General features: G+C 32.6%; 22 protein-coding genes. 9 read left to right on the top strand and 13 right to left on the bottom strand.

Going from position 1 to position 24,806, the window contains the following annotated elements:
- Positions 1-15: 15 nt before the first annotated feature.
- A complete protein-coding gene (locus ACSSV5_RS05675) occupies positions 16-870 on the bottom strand; it encodes a helix-turn-helix domain-containing protein (RefSeq protein WP_211065780.1) in 855 nt (284 codons plus the stop codon).
- A gap of 389 nt (positions 871-1,259) precedes the next feature.
- A complete protein-coding gene (locus ACSSV5_RS05670) occupies positions 1,260-1,547 on the bottom strand; it encodes a DUF6515 family protein (protein WP_454245109.1) in 288 nt (95 codons plus the stop codon).
- Between ACSSV5_RS05670 and ACSSV5_RS05665 the strand changes: the two genes are divergently transcribed.
- The gene (locus ACSSV5_RS05665) at positions 1,534-1,992 is read left to right on the top strand and encodes a LytR/AlgR family response regulator transcription factor (protein WP_211065778.1); all 459 of its coding nucleotides are present in this window, start codon (positions 1,534-1,536) and stop codon (positions 1,990-1,992) included. The genes ACSSV5_RS05670 and ACSSV5_RS05665 overlap by 14 nt on opposite strands.
- On the opposite strand, the gene ACSSV5_RS05660 is transcribed toward ACSSV5_RS05665, so the two are convergent.
- Complete coding sequence (locus tag ACSSV5_RS05660; protein WP_454245108.1) at positions 1,986-2,912, bottom strand: zinc metalloprotease; 927 nt, start codon at positions 2,910-2,912, stop codon at positions 1,986-1,988. The genes ACSSV5_RS05665 and ACSSV5_RS05660 overlap by 7 nt on opposite strands.
- 364 nt (positions 2,913-3,276) lie before the next feature.
- Here ACSSV5_RS05660 and ACSSV5_RS05655 point away from each other — a divergent pair, with 364 nt between their 5' ends.
- Positions 3,277-4,059, top strand: coding sequence for a hypothetical protein (locus ACSSV5_RS05655; RefSeq protein WP_211065776.1), 783 nt, complete (start codon positions 3,277-3,279; stop codon positions 4,057-4,059).
- 233 nt (positions 4,060-4,292) lie between these two features.
- Here the strand turns inward: ACSSV5_RS05655 and ctlX are convergent, their stop codons facing one another.
- Together ctlX and ACSSV5_RS05645 are read right to left on the bottom strand one after the other, a co-directional pair.
- A complete protein-coding gene (gene ctlX / locus ACSSV5_RS05650) occupies positions 4,293-5,225 on the bottom strand; it encodes a citrulline utilization hydrolase CtlX (RefSeq protein WP_211065775.1) in 933 nt (310 codons plus the stop codon).
- A 12-nt stretch (positions 5,226-5,237) separates the two neighbouring features.
- Positions 5,238-6,149 carry a dimethylarginine dimethylaminohydrolase family protein gene (locus ACSSV5_RS05645; RefSeq protein WP_454245107.1) on the bottom strand — a complete coding sequence of 304 codons (912 nt, stop codon included), beginning with the start codon at positions 6,147-6,149 and terminating at the stop codon, positions 5,238-5,240.
- A 195-nt stretch (positions 6,150-6,344) separates the two neighbouring features.
- On the opposite strand from ACSSV5_RS05645, the gene ACSSV5_RS05640 reads away from it, so the two are divergent.
- On the top strand, positions 6,345-6,941 hold the full coding sequence (locus ACSSV5_RS05640) for a hypothetical protein (RefSeq protein ID WP_247653559.1): 597 nt from the start codon (positions 6,345-6,347) through the stop codon (positions 6,939-6,941).
- 336 nt (positions 6,942-7,277) lie between these two features.
- On the opposite strand, the gene ACSSV5_RS05635 is transcribed toward ACSSV5_RS05640, so the two are convergent.
- Entirely contained in the window at positions 7,278-8,312 is a 1,035-nt protein-coding gene (locus ACSSV5_RS05635; protein WP_454245106.1) for a GNAT family N-acetyltransferase, read from the bottom strand.
- A 349-nt stretch (positions 8,313-8,661) separates the two neighbouring features.
- Here ACSSV5_RS05635 and ACSSV5_RS05630 point away from each other — a divergent pair, with 349 nt between their 5' ends.
- The 4 genes from ACSSV5_RS05630 to ACSSV5_RS05615 are packed head-to-tail and all read left to right on the top strand — an operon-like array spanning position 8,662 to position 13,750.
- Positions 8,662-9,330, top strand: a complete 669-nt coding sequence (locus ACSSV5_RS05630) for a TetR/AcrR family transcriptional regulator (protein WP_454245105.1) — start codon at positions 8,662-8,664, stop codon at positions 9,328-9,330.
- Positions 9,331-9,332: 2 nt separating this feature from the next.
- The gene (locus tag ACSSV5_RS05625) at positions 9,333-10,985 is read left to right on the top strand and encodes a peptidase domain-containing ABC transporter (RefSeq protein ID WP_454245104.1); all 1,653 of its coding nucleotides are present in this window, start codon (positions 9,333-9,335) and stop codon (positions 10,983-10,985) included.
- A gap of 3 nt (positions 10,986-10,988) precedes the next feature.
- Positions 10,989-12,359 (top strand): HlyD family secretion protein, encoded by a 1,371-nt coding sequence (locus tag ACSSV5_RS05620; RefSeq protein ID WP_454245103.1) that lies wholly within the window; start codon positions 10,989-10,991, stop codon positions 12,357-12,359.
- Entirely contained in the window at positions 12,359-13,750 is a 1,392-nt protein-coding gene (locus tag ACSSV5_RS05615) for a TolC family protein (protein WP_454245102.1), read from the top strand. Before ACSSV5_RS05620 ends, ACSSV5_RS05615 begins: the two co-directional genes overlap by 1 nt.
- On the opposite strand, the gene ACSSV5_RS05610 is transcribed toward ACSSV5_RS05615, so the two are convergent.
- The gene (locus tag ACSSV5_RS05610) at positions 13,745-14,380 is read right to left on the bottom strand and encodes a DUF3179 domain-containing (seleno)protein (protein ID WP_454245101.1); all 636 of its coding nucleotides are present in this window, start codon (positions 14,378-14,380) and stop codon (positions 13,745-13,747) included. The two genes, ACSSV5_RS05615 and ACSSV5_RS05610, sit on opposite strands and share 6 nt — an antisense overlap.
- A 220-nt stretch (positions 14,381-14,600) precedes the next feature.
- On the opposite strand from ACSSV5_RS05610, the gene ACSSV5_RS05605 reads away from it, so the two are divergent.
- Positions 14,601-15,197: a hypothetical protein gene (locus tag ACSSV5_RS05605; protein ID WP_454245100.1), complete on the top strand. Its 597-nt coding sequence runs from the start codon at positions 14,601-14,603 to the stop codon at positions 15,195-15,197.
- Here ACSSV5_RS05605 and ACSSV5_RS05600 read toward each other — a convergent pair.
- The 4 genes from ACSSV5_RS05600 to ACSSV5_RS05585 form a co-directional block, all read right to left on the bottom strand.
- Positions 15,192-16,358 (bottom strand): sigma-54-dependent transcriptional regulator, encoded by a 1,167-nt coding sequence (locus ACSSV5_RS05600; protein ID WP_454245099.1) that lies wholly within the window; start codon positions 16,356-16,358, stop codon positions 15,192-15,194. The two genes, ACSSV5_RS05605 and ACSSV5_RS05600, sit on opposite strands and share 6 nt — an antisense overlap.
- Positions 16,359-17,243, bottom strand: coding sequence for a DUF6268 family outer membrane beta-barrel protein (locus ACSSV5_RS05595; RefSeq protein ID WP_211065766.1), 885 nt, complete (start codon positions 17,241-17,243; stop codon positions 16,359-16,361).
- Positions 17,244-17,427: 184 nt separating this feature from the next.
- On the bottom strand, positions 17,428-18,552 hold the full coding sequence (dnaJ, locus tag ACSSV5_RS05590; protein WP_454245098.1) for a molecular chaperone DnaJ: 1,125 nt from the start codon (positions 18,550-18,552) through the stop codon (positions 17,428-17,430).
- 37 nt (positions 18,553-18,589) lie between these two features.
- Positions 18,590-19,225 carry a nucleotide exchange factor GrpE gene (locus ACSSV5_RS05585; RefSeq protein WP_211065764.1) on the bottom strand — a complete coding sequence of 212 codons (636 nt, stop codon included), beginning with the start codon at positions 19,223-19,225 and terminating at the stop codon, positions 18,590-18,592.
- Between the two features lie 130 nt (positions 19,226-19,355).
- On the opposite strand from ACSSV5_RS05585, the gene ACSSV5_RS05580 reads away from it, so the two are divergent.
- The gene (locus ACSSV5_RS05580; protein WP_454245097.1) at positions 19,356-20,030 is read left to right on the top strand and encodes a YceI family protein; all 675 of its coding nucleotides are present in this window, start codon (positions 19,356-19,358) and stop codon (positions 20,028-20,030) included.
- Between the two features lie 99 nt (positions 20,031-20,129).
- Here ACSSV5_RS05580 and ACSSV5_RS05575 read toward each other — a convergent pair whose 3' ends face one another.
- Entirely contained in the window at positions 20,130-20,459 is a 330-nt protein-coding gene (locus ACSSV5_RS05575) for a DUF3467 domain-containing protein (protein ID WP_454245096.1), read from the bottom strand.
- Between the two features lie 7 nt (positions 20,460-20,466).
- Entirely contained in the window at positions 20,467-24,783 is a 4,317-nt protein-coding gene (rpoC, locus tag ACSSV5_RS05570; protein ID WP_454245095.1) for a DNA-directed RNA polymerase subunit beta', read from the bottom strand.
- Positions 24,784-24,806: the final 23 nt, after the last annotated feature.

The following is a 24,806-nucleotide window of genomic DNA, read 5'->3' as shown; positions in this document are numbered from 1 at the left end:
AGGGATAAAAGAGGTTCAAATGGTATCTATAAATATGGTTCCATTTTTTATTCTATAATTCTTAGGACTTAAACCAGTGTGCTTTTTAAAAAATTTTCCAAAGGCATATTGGTCAGAAAAACTTAGCTCAGATGAAATATCAGAAATTGTCTTTTTTGTGCTGAGCAATAATGTTTTTGCCTCATTGGTTAAGGCATTTGCAATAAATTCGGTTGGAGGTCTGTGCGTGATTTCTTTCACACAAATAGAAAGATATTTTATGGATATATGTAGCTTTTCGGCATAAAAACCAAGTCTTTTTTTAGTTTTAAAATGGATTGAAACCAATTCTATAAATCGCAGTACTATTTCTTCTTTTCGTGTATTAATTTTGGTTTCAGATTGAAGTTTTTCAACCAGAGAATCCATCAAAATATGAATAATGGCTGTAAATAATGCAATTATAATTTGTTCTTGAGAAGAAAATTTAATGTCATGATTGGTGTAATAATTTAATAACTTTACCAAACCCACGGTTTGATGAAAAACAGTGTTTTCCAGTTTAAAGATGTTTTGATTTTTCTCGGCATTAATGATTTGATAAACATCGTATCTACTGAAATTAAATTGAACCTTTTCTCTTGTAACTTCTCTGTTATGTATTAAAACATACATCTCCAATGTTTTGGTAAAACGGACGAGCTTATATATATTTTTTTTAGAAATGAGTATAATATGTTCGTCATCAAAAGATACAGGTTTTCCGTTTATTTCCATTTCAATAGTTCCTTCTACTAAAAAAATAACACTATTACCTGACGGACGCAAAAGATAGCCTTCTTTAGCATTTTTTAAGAAGTCTTTTTCGGTAAGTATTTTTATAAAAGACATTTACAAGGTATTATAGCGGTTGCAAAGGTATTGATTTTTTAAAAGTGAAATAGGTAAATTGAGTGCTGACCGCCCAACTTTTATTACTATACTGAAATACCTATAATTAGTCCAGTCATCATCATTAAAAGTCAATTCAAAATCATCCCTTCTGTACTGTTGTTTCCAAAAATCCCTCATAGACTCGTAGAAACTTTAGTCTCTCGACTAACATAAAATAAGTAAATTTAGGATTGAAAATTGAAATTTTGAATAAAATATAAACAACTGATTTACAGTAAAATAATTTCACATTAGTCAGAATAAGAATTGAATGTAAGTTTGGGGCAATAAACTGCTTTTTGAGATTTAAAGTTTAGATACCGTTATAAATTTTGTTTTTTTGCTGTTTAATTATTAATACTAACTACTTCATATTTTACATCATTCTCTATAGTTACCATTTTATATAGTACCTTTTCATACTCATAGTAAACCTTGCCGTCTATGGTTTTTACAATAGCACCCTCTGGCAAAGAAGGAACTATAGCTCCTACAGGAGGTTGTACTGGTGTGTATTCGTCCTTTACCTCGGTTTTTACATAATACACGCCATCACAATAGTAATATGGAACTCCACCATAATAAACTGTTATCCAACTTGCTGGTATTGTTCGTACAACAATGGGCGTGCCCACCACTACTCTATTATATACGTATGGTGCACGGACCGCTCTTACAGGGGCAACTGCTCAAATACTGGAACTTTTCAACTTTTTAAAGGAATCCGACTTTAAACAGGACTATAAAAAATCCTATTTAGTCCATTATCAAGCAAAACTTATTCCATTAAACATCAACAAAATAAATTGGTTTTATACTGAACTGGAACTCGTGTATGCATATATTGAAGAAGGATCAAGGTTTATTGTTGATTCTACTTTGGAAAAAATCAGCTCAGAGATTGATCCCGATCAATTCTTTAGAGCTAACAGGCAATTTATAGTTCAAAGAAAAGCCATAAAAGATATTGATTTCTATTTCAATGGCAGACTGGTTTTAAATGTGCTGCCAAAACCACACAATAAGATAATTATAAGCAAAGCCAAAGCCTCTGAATTTAAAAAATGGTTAGATCAATAACCGATTAATTCTTTCCTCCTAATACTGTTTTTTAATACCGTAATCATTCGCTCCTTTTGGTTTTCGGTAAAAATATTCATACAATTGTCGTAAGAATAATCCATATAGTTTTGGGGCATTTCAGGCTCATCACATGAAATTTTTATGCTTGCACAATCATAATTTGGTGCTGAGGCATTGGGCGTGTCCAGACAATAATCATCAATACTGCAATCGCCATCACCCCAAATATGTCTTAACCCTAACCAATGACCGACTTCATGGGTAGCAGTCCTGCCCAAATCATAAGGTGCTACTAACTCCGGAAAATCGCCTTTTTCACTACTTCCAAAATACTTATAGCCAATAACAACCCCATCGGTTTCAGCACTTCCACCATCGGCGTTAAGACCTGGCAATCCAGATTCGCTTGGAAATTGAGCATAACCCAATAGGTCACGACTAACAAAACCACCAAAGTTTATGGTCCATATATTAAAATATTGACTAGGATCCCAGTAATAAGTAGGTTTTAAACTGGTTTCAATAGGATTTCTAAAAACTCCTTTAGGCCATTCGCTCCGTCCTCCGTTTATACGATCTATTCCAGGTTCGGTAAGCAGGTTTCCATCAGGGTCTTTATCAGCTAAAACAAATTCTATGGTTGTGTCTGCTCCAACAGGATTGTCATTATACCCGTTGGTTCCAACCATTTTTCTAAAATCTTCATTTAATACTTCAATTTGTGATTTTACTTGTTCATAACTTATGTTTGCTCCTTGCCCAATGGGCTCTCCGTAATGTACTACATGTACTACAACAGGTATTCTGTAAATAAACACCTCATTTTCATCAACAATTTCATCTAGATTGTTATCTGTTGAGCAAGATGTAATCCATGCCATGATGAAGAAGACCAATACTATTTTTATGGTTTTCATATCAACTGATTAAATTAATTTAAAAATAGTTGTTCATCATCTCTTTTATGAAAATTTAAATCTTAAACATCCATATTTTGATATGGAACAACCAAATTGAGGTCTAAAATTTCAGAATAAAACAGTATCCAAAAATTACATAAGTCACTTTCCTTTAATTTATTTCTAACAACAAATCATGGAATCAATATAAGTAAAATAAGCAGTAAATTATTCTCTATTAATTTTTATGGTTTAACAGGTTATAAAAAAATTCAATTATAAAAGATAACGATTCATCCTTGAATTTGTCAGTTTCAATAACTTTTAAAACTTTAGTAAGCATATCCTAAATAATTTAGCTGAAAATCAAAAAAATAAAATTATGAAAACAATTAATTTAAAAACACTCAAAAACCAACACAAATCAATACTAACTGGATTATGTGTTGCAACACTCTTATTTACATCATGTAATAATAATGATGATAACTTATCCGAATCCAGCATTTCAGAGGAAGAAGCCTCGGAAGCAATTATCATGGCTGTTTCGCCAGAAACTGGAGGTTTAATTGAAATGACTACTGAAACCATAACTATTGTGGAAGGAAGTTCTAGTGATTATAGTAAAACATCCTTAAGTAATAGTGATTTTGATTATGTATGTGGGGAAACTTATGGTACATCATTTGCAAGAAGTCATGATAGCGGAAACTATAGCTATAATATTAATTACGTATGGAGTTGGACTGTATATTGTACAGATGATAATAGTCCAACAAACTTTAGCTTTGATTTAAATGCTTCCAGTTCTTATGACTCTCCAAAAATGTCATCTGATGATACAACTAATGGAACTCTGGTAGTATCAGGATTAGACGATTTAGAAACAGAATACCTTGTAAATCAAACTTATTCCAGATCTGGAACTCAAATATCCTCTGTTAGAAATCAAAATACCTTTACAAGTTCTTTAAACTTTAATACAACCAATTTAAAAGTATTAAAGGCAAATCATAATATTACTTCTGGCAGTATTTCAGTGGCTTTCAATGGACAAGTATCAAATGGTAACGTTTATGATTACTCAGGAACAATAGTTTTTAATGGAAACCAAACAGCAACCCTAACTATGGGTAGTGGAAATACCTATAATTTTGCTTGGTAAAAAAGAAGAAGATCGATAAATAGCAACTTCTTTCCTTCCCTTTTGAGTAGTAGTTAGGGGTTCATTAAAGAAATGAGCCCCTTCTTTTCTTTCATTAAAAAAGTAACAATTCATTCTAATTGAAAATTAATCTGAGAATAAATAATAAATAAGACTTCAATATTTAATCATTCTGAATTTATAGATTAATAAAATTTAGCATCTATGAAGTTTTGCAACGAACTCAAGTTTGTTTAATTCTTTGCATTAAAAATTTCAGCTATCATACATCTTGCACTTCCACCACCTAAGGTTTCTATGGTGTTTAATGGACTGTGCAAAATTTTTAGATATTGTTCTATGGTTTGAACTTGGGTTGCTTGTAAACTTTTATAGGCTTGTGTGCTCATGACTAAAAATTTATCGCCATTTCTGTTTTGCACTTCAAGCATATTGCCAGCATAAGCTTCGAGTTGTTGTTCAGAGATTTCAACGATGGTTTTGTTGTCTTCTTTTAAACTTTTGCTCAGCAATTTTTTATCAGCTTTGTCGTCAACACTGTCAAAACAAACTATAGCAATATCAGTGCCAACGCACATCATTACATTGGTGTGGTAAATGGGTAATCGCTTGCTACCAACAGTTTGGTAGGCTTTAAAAGGTATTGGTAAAAATTCAAAATCTTCGCAAAACTCAATTAGCAATTCTTCATTAGCTCTTGGAGAAAGTGCACAATAAGCTTTTCTGTTGACTCGATCTAAAATTAAACTCCCAGTGCCTTCTAAAAAAATATTTTCGTCTTCAGCAGAAGTATAATCATAAACTTGATGAAACTGAAAGCCTTTTTGTTCTAAATCTTCTAAAATATCTTGACGTCTTTCTCGACGGCGATTTTCAGCAAACATTGGGTATAAAGCAATATTACCATTCTCGTGAAATGAAATCCAATTGTTTGGAAAAATAGAATCTGGTGTTTTTAAATCAGCAATGTCATCATAAACAAAAACGTCAATACCAGAGGCTTTTAAAATATCAACAAAATCATCAAATTCTTTTTGCACTTTAGCATTAATGGCCTCAGCATTTAAGTTTAATGTTTTTTGAAAATAATTGTTGACTGCAGTTTCTTTATTCATTTCAAAAGCTACGGGTCTTATCATCAAAATTTTGTCTGTAGATTGTTTCATTTGTGTCTAATTTCAGTCTCGTTGCAAAGGTAATGTAGAACAACGCAACAATCCTTCTTGCTTGGCAATTTCTCTGTAATGCACTTCTTCTACTGTGATGTTTTTATGTCTCATCCATTGATTTAATCGTGTAAAAGACCTATCTGAAATCACTATATCTTTATCAATTGAAAAGATATTAGAATTCATATCATACATTTCTTCAGCAGTGATTTCAAAAATATTGTCTTTTCCAAAAAAATCTACCAACCATTGGTATTCGGTTTCTTCAAGAAATCCATTTTTATGCAGTATAGCATATTTTTCGCCTATGGGTTGAAAGCAGCAATCTAAGTGTAAGGCATTATTATAGGCATCGGTATTGCTTTTTCTAAGGTTAAATGATTTTACTTTTTTGTGAGGAAATATTTTTTGTATAGCTTCAACCGCTTGTGGATTCGTCCTAGCAGTGATATAATTAGGATAATCTGAACCGCGATAAGTGCCTATAAAAATATACTCGTGATGTGGCATCACATCACCACCTTCAATATGGGCTTCATCAGGAAGTTTGATGATTTGTTGTTGTGGAATTTGGTCTAATATATATTGAATTGCTTCAATTTCTTTTTCACGATCTGGTAAAATATTAGATTTTATAAATTTATCTTCAATCACAAATGCAATGTCTCTTGAAAAAATTTGATTGCAATCTTTCAATAATTCTGGACGATATACCTTGACATCATATTTTTTGAATACTTCTAAAACTTCATCCATTTCTTTTATCATATCTTTTTCTTTAGGATATGTTCCTTTTTTGATATGTTCAATAGATTTAGGATCGTATGCTTCTTCTAATTTTGGAACTGATCCATTGCTATCTGCTCTACCGAGAATCACTTGTCTTAATCTTGATGTTTCGTCTTGTATATTTAATTTCATAGTAATGCTAAAAAACACAAATCTATTAATAATTAATGAATGTATTGCAGTAGCACAATTTCTTTCCCAAACCTTAAAGACTTTTATAAATTTTAAAAGTAAATCTCTTGTAAAACCTTTAATTATTTGTAAATTTAATCTTAAATACTCACGATGTCTTTAGCACAATATAATTACATTTGAAAAAAAAACAAATTGGATAATATCGATAAAGAAAAGGTTATTTCAAATATGGCAACTTTGCTTCAAGAGGTGCCATCTTCAATGGAAATCATAAAAAATGACAAGCATAAAGTTAAGCGATTCAGATATTTAGCTAAACATATGATTGATAAAGCTATTGAACGTGATGCTTTAATTGTTTCTGAAGACTATAATGGCATAGCTATAATGTTTGAAGAAGATGGTAATCAAAAAGGCAACTTTTGGGGAGAATTGATTACAGATTTAAAACTTGCCTTAAATGTAACTGGTATAAAAAAAGGATTAAAAGCTCTAAAAACTCAAAGTTATGTAAAAAAACAAAGACCAAAAGACCAAAAACATTTGTATTGTTGGTTTTGGGGCATTATGCCAGAAGCAAGAGACGTTGACAATACAAGGACAGCTTACCAAATGAAAAATCAATTTTTGGAAATTTCAAGACAAAAAGGTTTGCCTATTTACGCTGAAACGCGAATTAAAAAAGTATATATAGCCTATCGAAGATACAAATTTAATTGCTTTCACCAATGGCAACATCCAAGTGGTGATACAATGTATTTTATGAAATATGAGCCTTCTGAATCATGATGGCAGAATCCATCAAAATCTAAGGAAGACATTTAATGGCTATTCTTCTTTAGAATTACTAAAAAGGTTGCGGTGGGCATAGTAGTGCTATTGACAGTGCATGTATCAAGCCTAATAATCCTACTGATAAAGATACATTGATCAATTGGTTATGTGCCGTAGTCACATTTCTTTGTGAACTAGATGGAGTTGAAAACACCATAGATTATTCCAAGTTATTTAAACTGAAAGACAATAAGCCACAATGCGAAAATTGAATGGGATTATTGCATAGAAAACCCAACATGGTATGTTGGGCTTTAACAACAAAACAATCCAATCAATAAATAAGACGACTTAATCTTTAATTATTTTTTTAACAATATTGCCTTTATTGGTCTTCAATTTCACGTAATAAATACCAGATGAAAGTGCACTAATATTTAAACCATTAGCCACCGTTTGACCCATGGCATTTGATATAATAGAAAGTTCTGCCATTTTCTCTTTGATTGGTTGAGTAAATTTAGCCAATTCTCTTATGGCATCAGGCTCGCTTAAGTGGTTGTATTTCGCCATAAGCGGCGCATTAAAGAACTCTGGAAATAGCGCAAAGTCTGATCTGTAGCCAGAAAGTGATTGAACAAAGTATTCGACTTGGTGTAGCAAATCTTCTAAATTAGCGTAAGAACGCATTTGCCATTGCACCAAACCTAAACGAACTTCGGTTTTGTTGGTATAAGGTTTTACAGAATCTTTGGTGAAATATATATTATCCCATTGCATCCAAACGGCATATTCTTTTGAATCGGTATCGCCTTCAAGGTAATTAGACAAAATCCGAACGGGTCTAAAATCATTTGATAATTGAAAGTTTAATACCGGGTCTTCAATTTCCTTAAAACGCACTTTTTCAATATATTGTCTTGGTGTTAAGGAACTTGAGAATTTATGATAGTTAGGAATTCTACCGCCAAATACTATACCTTTAAGGTTGAGTTTTTCACATAATTCTTTGCGGTAATCATATAATCTTCGGCCTAATTTTAATCCTCTATATTTTTTTTTAATAATAATATCTATGCCATAAAGCATGTCGCCATCGCTATTATGGTATTTAAATTTGGCGTCTCCTGCAATATCATCATAAGTATGCTTGTTATCAATTTTTGAAGACTCAACAATTAGTGAAAAAGCACAGCCAGCAATTTCACCGTTTACAAAAAGTACGATTTGTCCATCTGGAAATTTTGAAATGAGTTGTTTTAACTCACTTTTTTTCCAATAGACATCAGGAGCATCGCCGTATATTTCAATAAAAACTTCTTTTAGTTCTTCAAAATTAGTTAATGTAAGATATTTTAATTCTACTTGTTCAATTTTGTTATCCATAAATTTCTAATCAATTTTAGTCAAACGAATTTAAACTTTCTTAATAACTTAAACTACGATTTAACAAGCCACTATGATTTTCGAATTTAGTATTTATTTCTACGCTATTAAACCAGTAATAATGATTACTCTAAATCATAAGCTAAAATGTCTCCATGAGCGTAGTCAAATGTTCGCTTCTTCACTTCGTCTGCGCTCAGTGTGACATAAATTCTCATTACTGGTTTAAAAACGTTTATTCGTATTGATAATGTTAATAATCAAAATTATTTTCATTTATGAATATTTATATTCCTTTTAACATTTTATAATAGTAATACTTTTATATTAGCGATTTTTATTTTGTATAATGGAAAGTCTACTATCATCTTTAAAATTAAATATTAGCTCATGCTTATATTTAAAAGACCCAGAAAGCTCAGAATTGGGTCAAAAAATATTAACTCAAAGTATTGAGATGATACACCAATTGGGTATTGAAAATTTTAATTTTAAAAAATTGGGCAACCAAATAGATTCTAATGAAAGTTCTATTTATAGATATTTTGAAAATAAATACAAATTACTCCAATATCTATCAGCAATGTATTGGAGTATTATTGAATACAGGTTAGTCATAGAAACCAACGCTATTGAAGATGCATCAAAAAAACTCCAAATGGCAATCAAAATTTTAACTTTAAAGCCAAAAAGAATTAATTCTTATGCAGATTACGATCAATTAAAATTGAGGGATATAATAATTGAAGAATTTACAAAATCTTATCATCACAAAAATATTGATAACGAAGAAGAGAATTTCAAAATCTATAAGCGTTTAATCTTGAGAATCGTTGAAATGATAAATAAAGTTGACCCAAATTACAACTTTCCAAAGGCTTTAGCTTGTAATATTGTAGAAGGTGCACTACAGCAATATTATACACAAAGGCATTTTAGCTCATTAAACGATCATAAAACAGAGAGTCAGGTTTACGATTTTTTTCAAGCTATGGTTGTTAAAACTTTAAATCAATAGGTATGATTAAGATGACACCTTGGACACGCTTATTAAATTTACTAAAACTTGAACGAAAAGACATCTTCAAGATTTTACTCTATGCCGTTTTTGCTGGATTAGTAGGCCTGTCTCTTCCTCTTGGGGTTCAAGCTACGATCAACTTGGTTGTTGGTGGGCAATTCAATGCGTCGATTATTATTTTAATTAGCTTAGTGCTTTTAGGAGTTATTTTTCAAGGAGTTCTAAGATATATGCAGTTAAGAGCAGCAGAAGATTTGCAACAACGCATATACACCAGGTCTTCATTTGAGTTTATTTATAGGTTCCCTCGTATTCAATCTCAGGCTCTAGAGGGTTATTACCCACCTGAATTAGCCAATAGGTTTTTTGACACTATGGTCATTCAAAAAGGCTTACCTAAAGCTATAATAGACTTTTCAGCATCTTTATTACAGATTATTTTTGGGCTTATTTTGTTATCCTTTTATCATCCATTTTTTATTCTTTTTGGCTTTTTCTTAGTCATTTTACTCTATGTAGTTTTCAAATATAGTGTACCCTTAGGTGTTGAAACCAGTCTTAAAGAATCTAAAAATAAATACAGAAATGTGCATTGGATTGAAGAAATAGCCAGAAGTTACGAAAGCTTTAAGGTCTCTGATAGTTTTTCGTTGTCTTCTAAAAAAAATGACCAATTGGCATCAGATTATCTAAAAGCAAGAGAAGATCATTTTGCCATCTTGAAATTGCAGTTTTTTAAAATGATAGGCTTTAAAACTATTGTTACAGCTGGCTTATTGTTCATTGGTGGATTATTAGTCATCAATCAACAAATGAATATTGGCCAATTTGTAGCTGCTGAAATTGTGATTTTATTAATGATAAATTCTGTTGAAAAACTCATTTTAGGGCTTGAAAATGTTTATGATGTCTTGACCTCCATTGAAAAAATTGGCGAAATTACAGATATGCCTCTTGAAAAAAATGTTGATAATGAACCTATTGATAAATCTGAAGATTTTAAAGTAGAGCTCGTTAATCTTAATTTAGAATATTTAAAATCAAACAGAAAAGTATTAACGGATATCAATTTAAACATTCAACCCAAAAAGCATATTCTTATCACTGGAGAAAGTGGCTCTGGTAAAACTACGTTGCTAAAAGTTATTGCTGGACTTGTACCTCAAAGTAATGGGCAATTATTCGTCAATGATATTAATATTAAAAACATCAACAATGACCATTACCGATCTTTTATAGGACACGTTTTTCCAAATAATCTTCCGTTTGATGGCAGTATTATAGAAAACATAACATTTAACAACCCTAAAATTAACGACAATAAAGTAAGAGAGGTTTGTCAAGTTTTAGGCTTAGACAGTTTCATTAAATCTCAACCTAAAGGCCTACAAAGTAATATATCAACTGATGGAAAGCAATTGTCTTACACTATGAGTAAAAAAATAGTTTTGGCAAGAGCCTTAGTATCAGAGCCAAAGTTGCTTATCCTAAAAGACCCATTAGACGAATTTGATGTTAAAGAAATTAAACATATTGTAGATTATTTATTTGACCCTAAACAACCGTGGACCATATTGGTTGCAAGTAGAAATCCAATTTGGAAAGAGTATTGTGAAAATATTATTTATTTAGAAAACGGTAAAATAAAATAGAAGATGCTCAACATATCAAAATATAAGCTCAATAAAGAAGAAGAACTTAGCCAGTTTGAGTCAATGAAATTTGTCAATTTTAAAAACAGGTACATTACCTTTAATAAAATTATGACAGCATTGGGCATAGTGTTTCTCGTTTTTATGTTTTTACCCTGGACACAAAACGTCAGAGGCTCAGGTTACGTCACTACACTTAATCCAAGTCAAAGACCACAGGCTATACAATCTGCCATACCAGGTCGAATTGAAAAATGGTACGTAGGTGAAGGCGACGAAGTTAAAAAGGGCGATACTATAGTTTTTATATCAGAAATAAAAAGTGAATATTTTGACCCAAAACTTTTAGACAGAACTCAAGCCCAAATAACGTCAAAGAGTTTTTCCCAAAGTTCATATACTAAAAAAGCGGAGCAACTTAGCAGGCAAATTGTTGCTTTGCGGCAAGAGCGTGAATTAAAACTTGAAGAAACAAGAAATAAGCTAATACAAGCTAAACTCCAAGTAAAAAGTGATAGTATAGATTTAGAAGCTGCCAAAACTCAAATCAGTATTGCTCAACGTCAATTTGAACGAATAGAGCAGTTAGAAACAGAAGGTTTAAAATCTCGAACAGATTTAGAAAACAAAAAATTAAAACTCCAAGAAAGTGAAGCTAAGTTGGTGTCTCAACAAAACAAGCTTTTATCGAGTCGAAATAAAGTATTAAATGCTCAAATTGAAATATCAACGATAAGGACGAGTTATGATAACAAAATTTCTAAAGCTGAAAGTGATAGACTTTCTGCGTTATCTGCTCAATACGATACCGAGGCACAAGTCAGCAAATTAGAAAATGAACTTTCTAATTATTCAATGCGATCGGATTTAAAATATATAAAAGCTCCGCAAGATGGCTTTATCAATAGGGCTATACAAAAAGGTATTGGAGAAACTTTTAAAGAAGGCGCAGAAATTGTCAGTATTATGCCAACTGAAGTAGAGTTAGCCGTCGAAACTTATGTAAGACCAATAGATTTACCACTTATGCATCCTGGTGAAGAAGTCAGAATAATTTTTGACGGATGGCCAGCTATATTTTTCTCAGGATGGCCAAATCTGTCCTACGGAACTTATGGCGGAAAAATAGTTGCCGTAGAAAGAAGTATTGACCCTTCTAAAGGTAAATATAGAGTTTTAATAAAACCCAACGAAAATGAAACTGGTTGGCCAGATGTGATCAGAGCCGGTTCAGGGGCAAAGACTTTAGCATTATTAAAAGATGTTCCAATTTGGTACGAAATATGGAGACAAATTAATGGTTTCCCTCCTGATTATTATTTGCCAACAGACAATAACACGAATACCAACAAAAACCAAAACACCAAAAAGTAATGCGAATCATATTGCTTTGTATATTACTGACTGTAAGCACTTACGGACAAACCCAAAGCGACTTAGGCATTCTTGGTCTTGAGGAATACTTAGGCTGGGTAAAACAATATCATCCTGTAGCTAAACAAGCTGAGTTAAGAATTACTGAAGCCCAAGCTGAACTTTTAAAAGCCAGAGGTGCTTTTGATCCAAAGATTGAAATTGATTGGAACAATAAAGATTTTGATGAGAAAGAATACTACAATATCCTGAACTCGAGTTTTAAAATACCAACCTGGTACGGCATTGAGTTAAAGGCAGGTTTTGAAAGAAATTCAGGTGTTTTTCTAAATCCAGAAAACAATGTTCCCGAGAACGGTTTATATAAAGCAGGTATATCAGTCCCCATAGGTCAGGGTCTATTTATTAATAAAAGAATGGCTGGCTTAAAACAAGCTAAAATACTTCAAAATCTCAACGAAGCCGAAAGGCAAATGGAAGTCAACAATGTTTTATACGAAGCCAGCTTAGCTTATTTTGATTGGTATGTAGCAAACAAAGAAGTTGAACTTTTTGAAAACACACTTGAGCAAGCCCAAATTAGGTTTAACGGTATAAAACAGAGTGCCATTTCTGGAGATTTACCAGCAATAGATACTTTAGAAGCTGGAATAATTCGTAAAAACAGAGCTTTAAGTTTAGAAAAAGCCAAGCTCAAACTCATTGAAAAACGATTAGAACTTTCCAATTTTTTATGGATAGACAACAACGTGCCTGTTGAGCTCAGTTCTGATATTTCACCTCAGGACCTCAACACGGTTAATGTCGATGATATATTGCAAACCAATCTTATGGTTTTAGATAGCTATGATATTAATTCGCATCCCAAACTTAGAGCATTAAACTACAAGTTGGACCAGCTCAATATAGAACGCCGACTGAAGGCCGAAATGCTGAAACCTCAACTTGATTTAGAATACAATTTTATTAATGAGAACATCAGCAATATTGACAATTACAATATTGGCGAATATACTTTTGGAGTCTATTTTAAACTGCCTATATTTTTAAGGAAAGAAAGGGGAGATTTAAACCTCGCAAAAGCTAAAATTCAACAAACAGAATTTGAGATAGAATTGGTAAACACCCAGCTTACAAATAAAATTAGTCAGATAGAAAATCAAATTTTATCTTATCAAAGACAAGCTTTGGCAAGTCAAGATATTGCCAATGACAATCAAGCTTTACTTGAAGGTGAAGAGCGTAAATTTAGCTTTGGTGAAAGTTCTGTATTTTTGCTCAACCAAAGAGAAGTCAAATATATAGAAGCTCAGCTTAAATATATTGAGGCCTTAAATAAATTACTAAATTCAAGAGCCAAACTTTTTAATGTTTTAGCTATTGAACTATAAACCTTTTACATCAGATACATCTTCATATTTTCTCCACGAAGTCGGTCTTTCAAAATCCTGTCCTGAAATTAAAACTTTAGCATTTGGGTACTTTGATTTTACAGTACTCCAAGTCGTATCTTCCCATTTGGTCTCATCATAGATATGTAGTTTTGCTCCTTTCATTTTTCCAGATACGGCTTTACCAATTAAAGGCCACCATAGGCTTTCAGTTTCTCTGTCCCAAAAAACAAAGCCATCTAGACCATCCCAAACTTCTGGGTCGTAGTAAGTATATCCACTTAGGGCAAAAGTAAATACTTTATCGCCATAAGTTCGTGTGTAAATTGCGCCGAGATCAGCCAGAATACAATAAGCTGCCATAATGGGTTTACCATTCAGTTCATCGTTTACAATTTCGTGACGTGTTAAATCTTTTATGCTGTAAGCTTTGACATCGTTTCCTGATTTGGCTACTAAAAAACGATCATCGTCATCCCACTGCTTATCTGCTTTTTGAATACTTGTAAATTCAGGTTCTAATAAAGCAGGAAAAGCTTCACGACCTAATCCGTAATGGAACTGGTCTTCTTCTAGTGATAGATTAGAAACATCAAAATGCTGATAGTCTTTTTTTCCACCATAAAGCATGCGTTTACCATCTTCGTTAAAAAACTTACCTAATTCAACTGAAACAGGTCGTTGTCGGTTTTGTGCGTTTAATAATGTACCAAATAGGATTATTAAAATAAAACTAGTAACTTTTATATTTAAAAATTTTATCTATAGTCGAAAATATTGAATTTAAATTACTTTATCGTTAATAATTCTGAAATTTAAGCGATTATAATTACTTTTGAAAAAAAATAAGTTGGACAATCTCGATAAAGAAAAGGTGATTTCAAATGTGGCGGCTTTACTTCAAGAAGTGCCGTCTTCTATGGAAATCATAAAAGATGATAAGCATAAAGAAAAACGGTTTAGATACTTAGCTAAACATATGGTTGACAAAGCCATTGAACGTGATGCTCTGATTGTGAGTGAAGACTATAATGGAATAGCCATATTGTTTGAAGAAGACCCCAACCGTAAAGTGAGTTTTTGGAAAGAATTGATGACAGATATAAAATTGGCTTTAAAAGTAACAGGAATTAAAAAAGGCTTGAAAGCTCTAAAAATTCAGGGTTATGTCAAAAAACAAAGGCCTAAGGACAAAAATCATTTATATTGTTGGTTTTGGGGTATTATGCCAGAAGCCAGAGATGTTGACAAAACAAAGACTGCCTATAATATGAAAAATCAGTTTATGGAGCTTTCAAAACAAAAGAAACTACCTATTTACGCTGAAACACGAATTAAAAGAGTTTATATAGCTTATAGACGCTATAAGTTTGACTGTTTTTACAAATGGCAACACCCGAGTGGTGATACCATGTATTTTATGAAATGTGAGCCGCCTGAGTCATAGTTTTTGACTAAATAGTTCAACATCTTTTGCGGTAATTTTATCGCCACCTAAAATGATTAGGCGTTCTACAACATTTCTCAGTTCTCTTATGTTTCCAGTCCACTGATATTGTTTTAAAATTTCTAATGCTTCTTCATCAATATCTTTTGGAGTAACGCCTTGTTCTTTTGCAATTGTTTTTAAAAAATGATTGACCAACAAAGGGATATCTTCTGGGCGTTCATCTAAAGAAGGAACATGTATCATAATTACCGCCAATCTATGATACAAATCTTCTCTAAATTTTTTGTTTTCAATTTCTTGCTTCAAATCTTTATTGGTTGCAGCAATAACGCGTACATCAACTTTTATGTCCTTATCACTCCCAACACGTTGAATTTTATTTTCTTGAAGTGCTCTTAAAACTTTAGCCTGAGCAGACAAGCTCATATCGCCTACTTCGTCTAAAAAAAGTGTTCCTCCGTTGGCTACTTCAAATTTACCTGCACGGCTTTTGTTTGCTGAAGTAAATGCACCTTTGACATGACCAAACAGTTCACTTTCAATCAATTCTGAAGGTATAGCTGCACAATTTACTTCTACCATTGGTGATTTTGAGCGTTCACTTTTTTGGTGTATCCAATGGGCTACTAATTCTTTGCCTGTGCCATTATCACCAGTGATCAAAACTCTTGCATCAGTTGGTGCAATTTTGTCAATCATAGACTTTATATGGTTCATGGCTTCTGACTGACCTATCATTTCATACTTTTTACTGACTTTCTTTTTAAGTGTTTTATTTTCGACAGCCAATTTATTGTGGTCTAAGGCAATTTTTACGGTTTGCAAAAGTCGGTTTAAATCTGGTGGTTTAGAGATATAATCAAAAGCTCCTTTTCGCATGGTTTCAACCGCGGTTTCTAAATCGCCGTGACCCGAAATCATCACAATAGGCAGTTCAGGTTTTTCGGCTTTAGTTTTTTCTAAAACTTCAATACCATCCATTTTAGGCATCTTGATATCACATAACACCAAATCAAAATCATTATTTTTTATGAGTTCTATCGCTTCAACCCCATTAGAAGCGACTTCAATTTGGTAGTTTGAATCGTTTTCTTTAAGTATTTTAACTAGCACACGTCTAATGGCTTCTTCGTCTTCTACAATAAGTAATTTTGACATTTAATTCATTTTTATTTTAAGTCCAAATCTAAAGTAAGTACTATTTTTATCATTAATTGTATAGATGTCATTTGCATCGTTGTCTCTTAGTCTAATATCATTCAAAATGGTATAACCTACAAAACTGTAAAAACTAAAGTATTTCATAAATTTAAATTCATAACCTAAGCCAGAAAGCACAACTAACATCGAAAGTTCTGAGGCTTGCTCTGTAACATTATTTTGTGTAATTGCAATATCTTTTTGAACGTTAGCGTAAAATCCATCTAAGGTAGCAAAAGCTTGAACAATATGTTTAGGCGAAAATAAATATTTTATATTGGTTCTTGGAATACCTAAAGTATAATTAACTTTTGGACTAACTTCTTTGAAATAATTAACAAAAGGCAAAGGAAAAGGTCTGCCAGCATTGGTATTGAAAGTCAAACCAAAAATCAATCTTGATTTCTTTTGATTTTCGGTTTTAGGTTGAGATTTTAAAACATAAACGGAACCATTAAAAATGATATCATCTGACATCAAACTATTTTGAAAGTTTGATGTTGCAACCACTCCTGCTTCTGCCGCATATCGCCAATTTTCTTTAAAATTTCTGAGGTATGCCAAACTTGCTTTATAGTATTGAAAGCGGTCAAGTTTTTTTCTATCAAAAGGTGCAATATCATTAAATTGAAATTCGACATTTTGATATTCAAATCTAGGAATTAGAATGTCTTTATTTCTAAGTTTAATAGGAAAATTAAAAAACGTTTTGAAGCGTCTAAAAGAATTATCAGAATCTTCTTGTGGAAACCAAGTGTATTCAACTCTTGCAATATCTGGAGACTGAGCGAATATGGGAGGTATAAAAAACAGTAAACCAATCAGGCTTAGGTAATGTTTCATAAATAAAATTACTTTGTATTAAGTCGGTGTGTTTTTAAATAATAAGGACAAATTTGTTTTAGATAATAAAACCCACCCGAAAACAAACGTTTAAGGATGGGAAAAAATTGCTATGAAAATGAAAAACATCACTAATTGGTTTAGTGATGTTCAAATATAAATAAAAAAGCGTTTAAATTAAGGTTTATGAAAACATATCCTTAACTTTTTCAAAGAAAGATTTATCAGATTTATCGGGTTTAGGCTGGAAATTTTCTGCTTCTAATTGATTTTGAAAAAATTGTTGTTGTTCACGATTTAAATTTTGAGGTGTCCACACGTTGACGTGAACCAACAAATCGCCTGTTCTGTATCTATTAAGATTTGGCAGTCCTTTAGATTTTAGTCTTAATATCTTTCCGCTTTGAACACCAGGTTCAATTTTTATACGCACTTTACCAGAAACAGTTTGAATTTCTTTTGAAACGCCAAGTGCAGCTTCAGAAAAACTAATATATAAATCGTAATGCAGGTTTTCACCATCTCTTTTTAATAAATCGTGTTCTTCAACTTCAATTAAAACAATTAAATCACCAGCAACACCATTTCCAGGTGCTTCATTACCTTTGCCCGAAACTTTGAGTTGCATACCATCTTCAACACCAGCTGGAATTTTGATAGACACTAACTCGTCTTCAACTTTTAATCCGTGAGCATCAGTTCCAACTCCTTTGTTTTCAATAATTTGACCACTACCTTGACAGGTACTACACGGTGAAGCTGTTTGCATTCTTCCCAAAATTGTGCTAGTAACACGTGTAACTTGACCAGAGCCACCGCAAGTAGGACAAGTCCTATAAGTTGTATCTGCAGATTTTTTCTTTCTTTTGACTTTTATTTTTTTCTCAACGCCATTGGCAACATCTTGAAGTGAAAGTTTCACTCGAATCCTAAGGTTGCTTCCCTTTGAGCGACCTTGGCGACCAAAGCCTCCAAAACCAGAAAATCCACCGCTTGAGCCACCAAAAGCAGAGCCAAAAATATCACCAAACTGACTGAAAATGTCGTCCATATCCATACCGCCACTACTGCCAAAACCACCACTGCCATCAAAGGCTGAATGGCCAAACTGATCGTATTTGGCTTTCTTTTCTGGATTGCTCAAAACTTCATAAGCTTCTGCTGCTTTTTTGAACATCGCTTCGGCTTCTGCATCACCAGGATTTTTATCAGGATGATACTTTATAGCCAACTTTCGGTATGCTTTTTTAATTTCTGCTGCAGATGCATTTTTATCTACACCTAATATGTCATAATAATCTTCTTTCATCAATACTATTTTTTCATTAAATCCACAATGGCAACTTTTATTTACCTGTTATAACTTTAGGAAATCTTATAATTTTATCGCCTAAAGTATAACCTCTTTCAACCACATCAACAATTTTGCCTTTCATCGATTTGTCTGGTGCGGGAATTTGAGTTACAGCTTCATGAATATCGCCATCAAATTTGTCACCTTCATTAACTGACAATGGTTCTAAACCTTTTGACTTTAATGTTTCTCTTAGTTTGCTATTAATAAGCTCAACGCCTTCTATAAGGTTTTTATCTTTGGACTTATTGATTTCTTTTAAAGCTCTATCAAAATCGTCTAAGACAGGCAACATAGCTTGCATCAACTCTTGAGAAGCTGTTTTAAAAAGTTCTAAACGTTCTTTACTTGTACGTCTTTTATAGTTTTCAAACTCAGCAAACAGACGCAAGTATTTGTCTTTTTGTTGATCCAATTCTTGTTGAAGTTGTTCCTCTTTAGTCAAAGATTTTTCTTCCTGCTTTTGCTCAGAATTTTCTTTTTCATTATCTTTTTTTGTGTCGCTCTTTGACTTAGAATTACTTTTTTTATCATCTTCTTTTTTGGACGAATCTGCTTTCTTCTTAGCATTATCTTGCTCTTGCTCTATGTTTTCGTCTTTTTGTATAGTTGTTTCTTCCTTTTTCATCTGTCAGTATATAATTATTGTTTAATTTAAGTTGTCAAATCAGTTGCCAAGACTTACTTTATGTCAAATTGTCATTATTTTAAAGTTTCGCAAAATTAAGTATTTTTACCAAAATTAAAACCTAAATATTATGAGCAACAAACTAAAGATCATTTGTGCGATAGTTTTAATCAACTTAACATTTGGTTGTAAGTCTGACCAAAAACAAAAGAAAACAAAAGAAACAGAAGTAACGCCAAAAACAGAAAATGATATTTCTGGACAATACATAGTTGATGAAAATTCATCAATAATTAATTGGATAGGCTCAAAACCTGCTAGAAAGCACACTGGAATTATCAAGGTAAAGTCTGGTGAAATGAGTTTTGAAAACGGCAAATTAGTCTCTGGAAAATTTACTATTGATATGAATAGTATTAATGTTCGAGACTTAGAAGGTCAAGATAAAATAGATTTAGAAAATCATCTAAAAGGAAGCATAGAAGGTAAACAAGATCATTTCTTTAATGTTGAAAAATATCCTTATGCTTTTTTTAAAATAACTTCTGTTGAACCTTTTGAAGGTAAACACAAAATTAAAGGTGATTTGGAAATTAAAGGCATAACTAATTCAGTTGAATTTGTTTCTGAAATCAATTTTGGTAATGATAACCAAGCTGTTAAACTTATTAGTGAAGAATTCAGTATAGATAGAACTGAATGGGACATTGAGTTTATGTCAAAATCAGTATTTGATGATTTAAAGGACAATTTTATCAACGATAACATTCAAATTCAGGTCAACATAAAAGCAATTCAATCTTAAGCATTGATTTAAAAAAAAAAAAAAAACTGCCTCAAAACCTTGTAGAATCTGAAACGAGTTCAGATTGACAAAGCAAGTATTTTGAGGCAGTTTTTTGATTTAAGCTTCTCCAGTCGGTCCAAAATTCATCGGGATATTTTGATGTTGTTTTTGGTCGTCTTTAATTTCACCATTTGCACTTTCATAACGCCTGATATTTTCAGATAAAGCACTAAGCAAACGTTTAGCATGTTGTGGTGCTAAGATCATTCTTGATTTTACTTTAGATTTTGGCACACCAGGCATAACGCTAACAAAATCAAGTACAAATTCTGTAGAAGAATGATTTATGATAACTAAATTGCTATAGGTGCCATTAGCTATATTTTCATCTAACTGAATATTGAGCTGATTTTTTTTGGCTTTATCGTCTTTACTGTCTTTACTCATAACATTATTAATTTAAGTTTACACTGACGTTTGGTTGCATATCTTCGGGTTTTAGCATATTATCAAGTTCTTCTTCAGAACCCACAATAATATCATCAAACTCTCTTAATCCAGTTCCAGCTGGTATTTTATGACCCACAATAACATTTTCTTTTAAACCTTCAAGTTTATCAATTTTACCACTAACAGCTGCTTCATTAAGGACTTTGGTTGTTTCTTGGAAAGAAGCTGCAGAGATAAACGACTTGGTTTGAAGCGATGCTCTTGTGATACCTTGAAGAACTGGCATTGCAGTTGCAGACTCTGCGTCTCTTGCTTCTACCACTTTTTTATCTTCGCGTTTTAATATAGAATTTTCGTCTCTCAATTCGCGAAGAGTCACAATTTGACCAGCTTTAAGGTTTTGGCTATCACCTGGATCTTCAACTACTTTTTTACCAAAGATATTATCGTTTTCTTCAATAAAATCTTGTTTGTGTACCAGTTGGTTTTCTAAGAAAGTGGTGTCGCCAGAATCTTTGATTTTCACTTTTTGCATCATTTGTCTAACAACAACTTCAAAGTGTTTATCATTAATTTGAACGCCCTGAAGTCTATAAACTTCTTGAACTTCATTAACTAAATACTGTTGAACCGCACTAGGTCCTTTGATGTTAAGGATATCGTTTGGTGTCACAGAACCATCTGATAAAGGCATACCAGCTCTTACATAGTCGTTTTCTTGAACTAAGACTTGATTAGAAAGTTTGACCAGATATTTTTTAGTTTCTCCAAGTTTTGACTCTATGATAATTTCACGATTACCTCTTTTGATTTTTCCAAAAGAAACCACACCGTCAATTTCGCTAACAACGGCTGGATTTGATGGATTACGAGCTTCAAACAACTCTGTCAATCTTGGTAAACCACCTGTAATATCACCTGCTTTAGACGAACTTCTTGGTATTTTGACTAAGATTTTACCTTCATCAATTTTTTCTTCATTATCAACAATCAAGTGTGCACCAACAGGTAAATTGTAAGATCGTATGTTTTCACCTTTAGTATTTAAAATGTGAAGTGTTGGTATCTTACGTTTATTTTTAGATTCTGTTATCACTTTTTCTTGAAAACCTGTTTGTTCATCAGTTTCAATTTGATAAGTCAAGCCTTGTTCGATATTTTCAAATTTCACTTTACCCGCAAATTCAGAGATAATTACACCATTGTATGGATCCCATTTACAGATAACGTCACCTTTTTTAACGATATCACCAGGCTTAATAAATAGTTGAGACCCATAAGGAATAACGTTTGTAGATAGAACAACTCCAGCTTTTTTGTCAACTATTTTGAGTTCAGAAGTTCTTGAAATAACAATTTTGGTGTCATTGCCTTCATTGTCTTTACCGTTTACGGTTTTAAGATCTTCAATTTCAGCTTTACCATCAAAGTTAGCTTCAAGTTTGTTGTCTTCAGAAATGTTACCTGCAATACCACCAACATGGAAGGTTCTTAATGTCAACTGTGTACCTGGCTCACCAATAGACTGAGCTGCGATAACGCCAACGGCTTCGCCTTTTTGAACGGTTTTGCCTGTAGATAGATTTCTACCATAACATTTCACACAAATTCCTTTTTTAGACTCACAAGAAAGCGGTGATCTTACGTCTATACTATTGAGTGCAGAATTTTCAACCATTTCTGCTTTCTCTTGAGTAATTTCTTCTCCGGCAGATAAAATCTGTTCACCACTGATTGGATCAATTACATCATTGAGAGCAGTTCGACCTTCAATTCGTTCACCGAGAGTTTCTACAACTTCGTCGTTTTTCTTTAAGGCAGAAACTTCAATACCTCTTAAAGTACCACAATCTTCTTCTCTAACAATAACATCTTGAGAAACGTCAACAAGTCGTCTGGTAAGATAGCCAGCATCTGCTGTTTTAAGTGCGGTATCGGCAAGACCTTTACGAGCACCGTGAGTAGAGATGAAGTATTCTAAAATAGATAAACCTTCTTTAAAGTTAGAAAGAATTGGGTTTTCAATAATTTCACCACCACCAGAAGTAGATTTTTTTGGTTTAGCCATAAGTCCACGCATTCCTGTAAGTTGTCTAATTTGTTCTTTAGAACCACGTGCACCAGAATCAAGCATCATATAAACTGAGTTAAAGCCTTGCTTGTCTTCGGATATACGTTTCATTGCCAACTCAGTAAGGTTAGCGTTTGTGGCTGTCCAAATATCAATAACTTGATTATATCTTTCATTATTAGTGATAAGACCCATATTATAGTTACCTACAATAGTTTCAACTTGAGCATTGGCTTCATCAATCAATTGTTGTTTTTCTTCAGGAATGATAATATCACCGAGTGAAAAAGATAATCCGCCTTTGAATGCGTAGTTGTATCCTAAACTTTTAATTTTATCTAAAAATTCGACAGTTTCAGGAATGCTAGTTTTCTTAATCACATCACCAATAACATTTCTTAAAGTTTTTTTGGTAAGAACATCATTGACATAACCGAACTGTTTTGGCAAGTGTTCATTAAAGATGACTCTACCTACAGTAGATTCAATAATTTTATAAGGTTTTTTAGCTTTTGGATCATCATCTCTAATTCTTACTTTTATAGAAGAATTGAGTTCAACCTTTCCTTCGTTTAAAGCGATATTAACTTCTTCAAAAGAATAGAAAGTTAAACCTTCACCTTTGACTTTGTAGTCTTTATCTGACTTACGTTCTTTGGTCATATAGTATAAACCAAGTACCATATCTTGAGAAGGCACAGTGATTGGTGAACCGTTAGCAGGGTTGAGAATATTATGAGAAGCTAACATTAAAAGTTGAGCTTCTAAAATTGCTTCAGGACCTAAAGGTAAGTGAACTGCCATTTGGTCACCATCAAAGTCTGCATTAAATGCCGTACAAGCTAAAGGGTGAAGCTGAATGGCTTTACCTTCAATCAACTTAGGTTGAAACGCCTGAATACCAAGTCTGTGAAGAGTTGGTGCCCGGTTAAGTAAAACAGGATGTCCTTTGAGTACATTTTCTAAAATATCCCAAACTATAGGTTCTTTTTTGTCAATAATCTTTTTAGCAGATTTTACTGTTTTAACAACACCTCTTTCTATCAATTTTCTGATAATAAAAGGCTTGTAGAGTTCTGCTGCCATATCTTTAGGTAAACCACACTCATACATTTTAAGTTCAGGACCAACAACAATTACCGAACGTGCAGAATAATCGACACGTTTACCCAGTAAGTTTTGTCTAAAACGACCTTGTTTACCTTTTAATGAATCTGAAAGTGACTTTAATGGTCTGTTAGAGTCAGTTTTTACCGCTGAAGATTTTCTGGTATTATCAAATAATGAATCGACAGATTCCTGAAGCATACGTTTTTCATTACGCAAAATCACTTCAGGTGCTTTGATTTCCATCAATCTTTTTAGACGGTTGTTTCTAATAATGACACGTCTGTACAAATCATTGAGGTCTGATGTTGCAAAACGACCGCCATCAAGAGGTACTAAAGGTCTTAACTCTGGTGGAATAACTGGAATAACTTTCATAATCATCCATTCAGGATTGTTATTACGGTTATTTTTAGAATCTCTCAGTGCTTCAACCACTTGAAGTCTTTTTAAGGCTTCTGTTTTTCTTTGTTTTGATGTTTCGTGATTAGCTTTGTGTCTTAAATCGTAAGATAGTTCGTCTAAATTAATACGCTTTAAAATATCAATCAAACATTCAGCACCCATTTTAGCGATAAACTTATTCGGGTCATCGTCTTCAAGGTATTGATTTTCTTGAGGTAAGCTATCTAAAATATTGAGATATTCTTCTTCGGTTAGGAAGTCCATTTTTTGTAAAGGTTCACCGTCTTCATTTTTGGCATTACCAGGTTGAATCACGACATATCTTTCGTAATAGATAATCATGTCGAGCTTTTTAGAAGGAATACCGAGAAGATAGCCTAATTTGTTTGGTAAAGATCTAAAGTACCAAATGTGAGCTACAGGAACAACAAGATTGATGTGCCCTACTCTATCTCTACGAACTTTCTTTTCAGTCACTTCAACGCCACATCTATCACAAACAATGCCTTTGTAGCGAATTCTTTTATATTTACCACAGGCACATTCATAATCTTTGACTGGACCAAAGATGCGCTCACAAAACAAACCATCTCTTTCTGGCTTGTGGGTTCTATAATTTATAGTTTCAGGTTTTAAAACTTCGCCTCTTGATTCGCCAAGAATTTTTTCAGGTGAAGCTAAACCTATTGAAATTTGATTAAATTTTACTTGAGTATTCTTATCGTTTTGTCTTGTCATTGTACAAGTTTAAAAGAATTAAT

The organism is Psychroflexus sp. MBR-150, assembly GCF_053628795.1.
The sequence above is the reverse complement of the archived record's forward strand: the minus strand, read 5'-3'. Positions and strand labels throughout refer to the sequence as shown.

What these genes read in the sequence shown, in the direction of transcription:
- ACSSV5_RS05635 (WP_454245106.1), bottom strand. Translation starts at nt 8,312, where the DNA reads ATGGATAACAAAATTGAACAAGTAGAATTAAAATATCTTACATTAACT.
- ACSSV5_RS05655 (WP_211065776.1), top strand. Translation starts at nt 3,277, where the DNA reads ATGAAAACAATTAATTTAAAAACACTCAAAAACCAACACAAATCAATA.
- ACSSV5_RS05675 (WP_211065780.1), bottom strand. Translation starts at nt 870, where the DNA reads ATGTCTTTTATAAAAATACTTACCGAAAAAGACTTCTTAAAAAATGCT.
- ACSSV5_RS05630 (WP_454245105.1), top strand. Translation starts at nt 8,662, where the DNA reads ATGGAAAGTCTACTATCATCTTTAAAATTAAATATTAGCTCATGCTTA.
- ACSSV5_RS05615 (WP_454245102.1), top strand. Translation starts at nt 12,359, where the DNA reads ATGCGAATCATATTGCTTTGTATATTACTGACTGTAAGCACTTACGGA.
- ACSSV5_RS05620 (WP_454245103.1), top strand. Translation starts at nt 10,989, where the DNA reads ATGCTCAACATATCAAAATATAAGCTCAATAAAGAAGAAGAACTTAGC.
- ACSSV5_RS05645 (WP_454245107.1), bottom strand. Translation starts at nt 6,149, where the DNA reads ATGAAATTAAATATACAAGACGAAACATCAAGATTAAGACAAGTGATT.
- ACSSV5_RS05660 (WP_454245108.1), bottom strand. Translation starts at nt 2,912, where the DNA reads ATGAAAACCATAAAAATAGTATTGGTCTTCTTCATCATGGCATGGATT.
- ACSSV5_RS05575 (WP_454245096.1), bottom strand. Translation starts at nt 20,459, where the DNA reads ATGAGTAAAGACAGTAAAGACGATAAAGCCAAAAAAAATCAGCTCAAT.
- ACSSV5_RS05600 (WP_454245099.1), bottom strand. Translation starts at nt 16,358, where the DNA reads ATGTCAAAATTACTTATTGTAGAAGACGAAGAAGCCATTAGACGTGTG.
- ACSSV5_RS05585 (WP_211065764.1), bottom strand. Translation starts at nt 19,225, where the DNA reads ATGAAAAAGGAAGAAACAACTATACAAAAAGACGAAAACATAGAGCAA.
- rpoC (WP_454245095.1), bottom strand. Translation starts at nt 24,783, where the DNA reads ATGACAAGACAAAACGATAAGAATACTCAAGTAAAATTTAATCAAATT.
- ACSSV5_RS05625 (WP_454245104.1), top strand. Translation starts at nt 9,333, where the DNA reads ATGATTAAGATGACACCTTGGACACGCTTATTAAATTTACTAAAACTT.
- ACSSV5_RS05580 (WP_454245097.1), top strand. Translation starts at nt 19,356, where the DNA reads ATGAGCAACAAACTAAAGATCATTTGTGCGATAGTTTTAATCAACTTA.
- dnaJ (WP_454245098.1), bottom strand. Translation starts at nt 18,552, where the DNA reads ATGAAAGAAGATTATTATGACATATTAGGTGTAGATAAAAATGCATCT.
- ACSSV5_RS05665 (WP_211065778.1), top strand. Translation starts at nt 1,534, where the DNA reads ATGGGCGTGCCCACCACTACTCTATTATATACGTATGGTGCACGGACC.
- ACSSV5_RS05610 (WP_454245101.1), bottom strand. Translation starts at nt 14,380, where the DNA reads ATGCTTTATGGTGGAAAAAAAGACTATCAGCATTTTGATGTTTCTAAT.
- ACSSV5_RS05595 (WP_211065766.1), bottom strand. Translation starts at nt 17,243, where the DNA reads ATGAAACATTACCTAAGCCTGATTGGTTTACTGTTTTTTATACCTCCC.
- ctlX (WP_211065775.1), bottom strand. Translation starts at nt 5,225, where the DNA reads ATGAAACAATCTACAGACAAAATTTTGATGATAAGACCCGTAGCTTTT.